This is a genomic window from Coprococcus aceti (genome assembly GCF_025567285.1).
Lineage (GTDB): Bacteria > Bacillota > Clostridia > Lachnospirales > Lachnospiraceae > Coprococcus > Coprococcus aceti.
Genome location: NZ_JAOQJT010000009.1, coordinates 138690 through 144518 on the forward strand (window position 1 = coordinate 138690; position 5829 = coordinate 144518).

Genomic DNA, 5829 nt, shown 5'->3' on the forward strand with positions numbered 1-5829 from the left:
AGGTATCCACTCACCGTATTCATATATGGTGTTTTCTTTGTTATCATGCACAGTCTCCTGTACATCTATTGTTCATACATGTCTCATGCACAGTTCCCTGTACATTTATGTCAATCTCTCTACATTCTAATGTCTCACATGAATTATCTTCATGGCATACTGTCCCGACAGATCATATGCAGAATTGCTTATATAGACCTGATCGCTGCTGCCCATTCCACCCTGAATGATCCAGTATTCAGGCTTATTTCCGCTGTTAGAACCCCAGTCATGCACATATGCCTCACATGCCGAAGCCGGAACTCCAAGCTTTCTCAGATACTGCTTAAGTGCAGTCGCTGAAGAGAACTTTCCAAAATAGATTCCGACATGGGTCGGCTCTCCATTCGTATAGTAGACAACTATATCACCAGGCAGGAGCACATCGTATGAGAAGTCCTCCCTGTCCGCTGTGAGCTCGTAATCCGTCGCCTCACCCCAGCTTCCATTCTGCGCCAGAATCGCCTTGGCGATGACCTTGCGGAGTGCCCAGTCTGAGCATATATTTGATGAACTGATCACGAATCCGCCATTTGCAAAGTCAGTGTACTTGACTGACATATCACTTCCCGGAGTGCTGCTGCCTGCGTATCTAAGCGCATTTGCCACAAATACATTGCAGTAGATTCCTGTCTTGCCCAGATATTCATTGACAACCCTCTTCATCCATTCATCAAAATCCCAGCTTATCGAATCTGTCTTGAAGCATCTTCCCCAACTGTCAAATTCATACTCCACATCACCCACTACTATCTTCGTGAGTTTACTGCAGCGTCCATTTGCATCGCTGAAATAATACACCTTCTTGTTGTTGATCTTGGCGTTCTTAAGACCCTCAGACTTGTCGTTGAGCAGCTTGCCACTTCTGTACTCGGAATATCCTGTACTCTCGTCATAATACACATATTCAGTTACAGTTCCCTCATCGCCTACATAAGCCGCACTGTAATCACTAATCGTCTGCCAGCCCTTTGTTCTGACAGCCTTACCTGTTTTACCAAAGTAACTGCAGTTGTCCTGCAGTCTCACCACAGAATTCTTCTTTACTATCCATCTGTTATTCGAGAATACTCTGTACGTGTCTGCATATCCCGATACAGTATGTGTCGATCTGTAATATATCGCATCAGATATTCCCGTGCTGTCCGTGTGGAGCACAACATGTCCAAATGAAGGTATCCACGCATTCACCGCAGCCGTCCAGCCGCCCTCGCTCGCCACCTTCTGACATCTGTATCTTATGCCGTCCACCTGTACAAAATAGGTTGCCTCTCCGTTTCTTATGTAATACTTCTTATCCCTTGAGATCTCATACCACTTCGTGACGTTGCTCTTCGCACCGTTCACAAAGTAATAATATCTTCTGTTTACCTCGTATACACCGGTTGCCGTACTGGTCCATTTCCCCGACGAATACTGGTACAGTCTTCCCGACTGCATCCGCCTTACTGCCTTGCCGTCCACCGCAAAATAATACACGCAGTTTCCTGATGTGATCCAGGTCGATCTCACCGCAGCACCGTCACTTCCAAAGTAATAATAGTCTTCTCCAAACTGCTTCACCACGTTCTTGACCGGAATACCCGCTTCGTAGTAGTACACTCTGGAATTTTCTGTTCTGAGTCCCTTGTACGCATTTCCATTCTTGTCAAACAGGACTTTTATATTATTTACCATGACAGCCTTATTCTTGACGGTGATCCTGACTGTTCCATTATAGCTGTAGAAATAATTGCCGTGATAAGCGCTCACAACATGCCCATCAAAAAGCTGGATATACTTCACATCATTTCCAGACATGCTTCCGGATATATCCGCGTCAACAAGCTCCCCTGCCGGTGAACTGCTGCCATATTTGTACCAGCCATCTCCCACAACAGCCTTGCCACTCACAAAGTAATCACAGTACCCGGATCTTGTGAACAGTCCTGTCGCCGGACTGCCCTCGCTATAATACACTCCATTGTAATATCCTGTCAGAGCTACAGAATAGTCCCTGGCAAATGTAAACTTTTTGAGCTCTATGGTATTGCCGCTCTTAACGCTCATGTTGACATATCTGCTTGAAGAATTATAATTCGCTGACTTCAGCATCTCAAAGCTGGTGTCTGTGTAGCTTCCGTTATACTCCACATTTGCATCGCTGTCATCCGCTGCGACAAGATAAAACTTGGAGTTATATCTTATCAGTGCGTATGTGATAAGTGTATCACTGTCCTCACCTGAACCAATGAAGTAACTCTCGCCCTCCGCAAAGCTGAGTCTGAACATGCCATCGGTGGAGTTCGTAAACACATATGTACTGCTGTTCATCTTAAGTGCTGTTTTCTCCACCACGCTGGTAGGCGTCGCCACCCCCGGAACCTCCGTATCCGCATATACAGATGCAGCCACATCCCCTGCAGTCTCCGCTTTGGCCGTCATGTTCCCCACACACGCCATCTCCGTCAGCAGAACAAATGCCACAGCGATGAGCAGAGCAAGAAATCTTACGTTATTCGACTTATACAATCCCTTCCTTATTGTCCGCAACATACTTCCTCCTGAGTATTTATTATGTATCTATAGTACACGATTTTGGCTGCATGTAAAATACAATATTTGATATTTTTCCGATATCTTCTCCACAAATTTCTTCGCCCCCGCCATATTTCTGTCATCAAGATTGACAAATGGATCATCCATTATGAGCATCGGCTTTTCATCCTGATACATGCTGTCCACTATTGCAACTCTTACACACACTCCGAGGATATCCGCCAGTCCCGAGCTCAAGGTCTGAGAATCCCTGTACATTCCCTGCTCTCTGTACCTGATTGTCATATCCGGGGCCGCCTGTACATTTCCTACATGCTCTCCTGTAACGCACTCATAATACCTGTCAAATGCCTCCATGACCGGCACCGAATGTCCCACTGCAAATGTATCCCTGGCCTCCCCCAGCAGCTCGTACGCCTTTACGTTGAGCTCGTATCTGTGCAGATCGTCTTCCAAAGCCTTTTTCTTATCCGCCAACGATGCCTTCACAGCAGCTATCTCCTGTCTTCGAAGCTTGAGCTCCGCCAGTTCCCTGGCATACTCGCCAAGTCTCATGTTTTCTGCCATATAGACCGACATCTCCTCATCCATATCGTATTCGTCATCGGCTGTATATATATCATCTGATCCGTCCGATCTGGTATCATCAGCGGCATCCCCCGGCTCTTCCACCTTATTCTTCCTGTGCCTGATCTTTTCATTTATCCCGCGTATAATGTAGTAGATTCCGAGTACAAAAAACATACCTGCACATACAACAAATATAATCATAGCCATATCGTCAGGTTCTTCTATTCCAAGCATAAATTTCCACATTCCCAGAGATAAAAGTGCTGCGATCAACGCACAAAATCCTGTCATGATATATTTACTGCCACGTTTTTTATTATTTACGCTACTTCCAATGCTTTCTAGTTTTTCTGCATTATCTGCCTCTGGCTTCGCTGATTCCGGCTTCAACGGTTCATGCTTTACAACAGCTTTCTGTCTCTGCCGCCTCATCCGGTTCTGATTCTGCATTTCTATCTCACGGATATTTTTATTCAGCTCATTTATACTTCTGTCTATTCCATCAAGCTCCCTGACCTGCTCATGCATCCCATCAAGCTCATATTTTCTCCTGTACAGTTCCCCCGTCCGCTTGGTTGGCGACTGCCTGTTTATAACATTCTTCAGTATCTGTCTGGCATTCTCATAATTGCTTATATCATCCGTGCTGTCAGCGATATTACCAAGCTTAGCACTTATCCCATCCGTCGCCCAGGTCCGGCAGTCATCCTGCCCTATGTACATACTTCTCACAAATGACGCAGAATCCACATGAAACAGCTCCTCCCCAAGCTTATCCGTGAACATTCCTGTCACAGCATGAGTCGCCTCGTCGTATATCACGCATTTGTCATCGCTCTTCTTCGCGCCAAATGTCCTCTGAACCCTGTAGTTTCTGCCCCTGCTCTCAAATACCAGTTCTCCGCCATAGGCAGCCCCCGACCACGGGCGATATCTTTTTCTTTCATTCTCAATGTCATTTCTCTTCGTCTCACCGTCGAAGCCATACAGCATGACCCGGATAAAAGCAGCAAGAGTCGACTTGCCCCAGCCATTATCCTGGACAAATGTATTTATCCCCTCCTTGAACTGGACTTCCATGTTATTCAATTTGCCAAATCCATCTATATAACAAGATATCAATCTCATACTTAAAATATCTCCTCGCCCGCAAGAGCCCTGAGTCCTGTCTGGATCACATATGCCTTGTCATTTTCACTCATATCCTGCCCCATGACCTTCCTCACGAATTCGCCCTTGAGGGACGCATCATTCATATACCTCGTGTAATCCACCTGAAAATCCGTGTGATCCAATATCTCTATATAGTAGAACGAATCCTGAAACTGCTTAGTCAGATAATCCGTGTTTATCTCGCTCTCAACATTTACCGCGCCTGTGAGGGATACCCTCACCATGTCCCTGGACTCATCTTCCATGGTCCCCGGCAGTTCCTGATACAGTCTGTCTGCGATCATGTCCGCCGCATCAGAGCTTGACTCTGCCCCTGTCACGTCCACTTCCACATCGAACAGCCTTCTATATGCAAATGACACAAATTCGGTCTCAACCGTATGCCTCCTCTCATCCACATCAAGCATCATAAAGCCGTGCTCACCACACTCGTCAAAGCCCCTGCCCTCCAGACATCCCGGATAGCAGTAGAATCCCCTGTGATCAAGGCTTTCCAGCTTTCTTCCGTGCACATGTCCCAGTGCCAGATAATCTATGCCTCTTCCCCTGAGTTTCTTCAGGCATACATCATTCATGTTGCGAGCCCTGCCATATTCCTGCTCCTGTCCGTGTAGTGTGACAATATTTATATCGTTCTCATCCAGTTCGAGTTCATCATATATGCTGTTGCAGTTTTCGTCATTCAGCACAGCGCCCGCGATCACTATACGTGATCCCTTAAGCTGATACTGCGTCCACTCATCTCCGAATAAATACAGATTCTCTGGGAGTCTCCGCCCCGCAAATAAGCTTTCATCCGGGTCATGATTTCCCCTCAGATAGAACACATCTATGTCAGCATACTTCGCTATCTCCCCCAGAACAACATTTATCGTCGTGGCAGACACTGTCTCTGAATCAAAGAGATCCCCCGCTATTATTACCGCCTGCACGTCATTCTCTGCAGCATACCCGAATATTTTCCTGAATGTGTTAAGTATCTCATTTCTTCTGCCTCTGGCTCTTTCTCTTCCAAGATGTGCACTCAGGGCTGAATCAAGATGGATATCCGCACAGTGTATTATTCTCATAGTTCCTCAACCTCAGTCATCTCTATTCTTTTTTTATATTAACATATTACGTTAAAATTTGCTCATAAAGAATAAAGTCCACGGCATATGCCGCGGACCCTGTCTACACCATATCATATACCTCCTGTCTGATACACATGTGTTTTCTCTCTGTATTCAACAGTAGAAAACTGTCTCTTAAGTTCATACATGAAGTATATTGCTCCTTGATTTTCGTTCCGTAATTATTACGGATTTTGTTTTTTCACAAACAAAAAACGCCAGAAGCCTTGGTTTTACAAGGTTTCTGACGCCTGTCTAGCAGGGGATGAGAGAATCGAACTCCCACCAAAAGTTTTGGAGACTCCTATCATACCATTTGACCAATCCCCTATATACAGAAAAAATTTAACACCTGCTGCAGCGTTAAATTTTCCCGGTACTTTTTATTCTGTACCTT

Annotated in this window: 3 protein-coding genes and 1 tRNA gene; all 4 read right to left on the reverse strand. The window is 45.6% G+C overall.

Annotation, left to right across the window (positions count from 1 at the left end; all coding sequences use genetic code 11):
* Nucleotides 1-126: 126 nt before the first annotated feature.
* On the reverse strand, nucleotides 127-2574 hold the full coding sequence (locus tag OCV54_RS12095) for a hypothetical protein (RefSeq protein WP_055224221.1): 2448 nt from the start codon (nucleotides 2572-2574) through the stop codon (nucleotides 127-129).
* 27 nt (nucleotides 2575-2601) lie between these two features.
* The gene (locus OCV54_RS12100; protein ID WP_055224224.1) at nucleotides 2602-4275 is read right to left on the reverse strand and encodes an ATP-binding protein; all 1674 of its coding nucleotides are present in this window, start codon (nucleotides 4273-4275) and stop codon (nucleotides 2602-2604) included.
* Nucleotides 4276-4277: 2 nt separating this feature from the next.
* Nucleotides 4278-5390 (reverse strand): metallophosphoesterase family protein, encoded by a 1113-nt coding sequence (locus OCV54_RS12105; RefSeq protein WP_055224226.1) that lies wholly within the window; start codon nucleotides 5388-5390, stop codon nucleotides 4278-4280.
* A 301-nt stretch (nucleotides 5391-5691) separates the two neighbouring features.
* Nucleotides 5692-5762, reverse strand: a tRNA-Trp gene (locus tag OCV54_RS12110).
* Nucleotides 5763-5829: the final 67 nt, after the last annotated feature.

Coding starts and splice junctions, on each gene's coding strand:
- OCV54_RS12095 (WP_055224221.1), bottom strand. CDS start 2,574: ATGTTGCGGACAATAAGGAAGGGATTGTATAAGTCGAATAACGTAAGA.
- OCV54_RS12100 (WP_055224224.1), bottom strand. CDS start 4,275: ATGAGATTGATATCTTGTTATATAGATGGATTTGGCAAATTGAATAAC.
- OCV54_RS12105 (WP_055224226.1), bottom strand. CDS start 5,390: ATGAGAATAATACACTGTGCGGATATCCATCTTGATTCAGCCCTGAGT.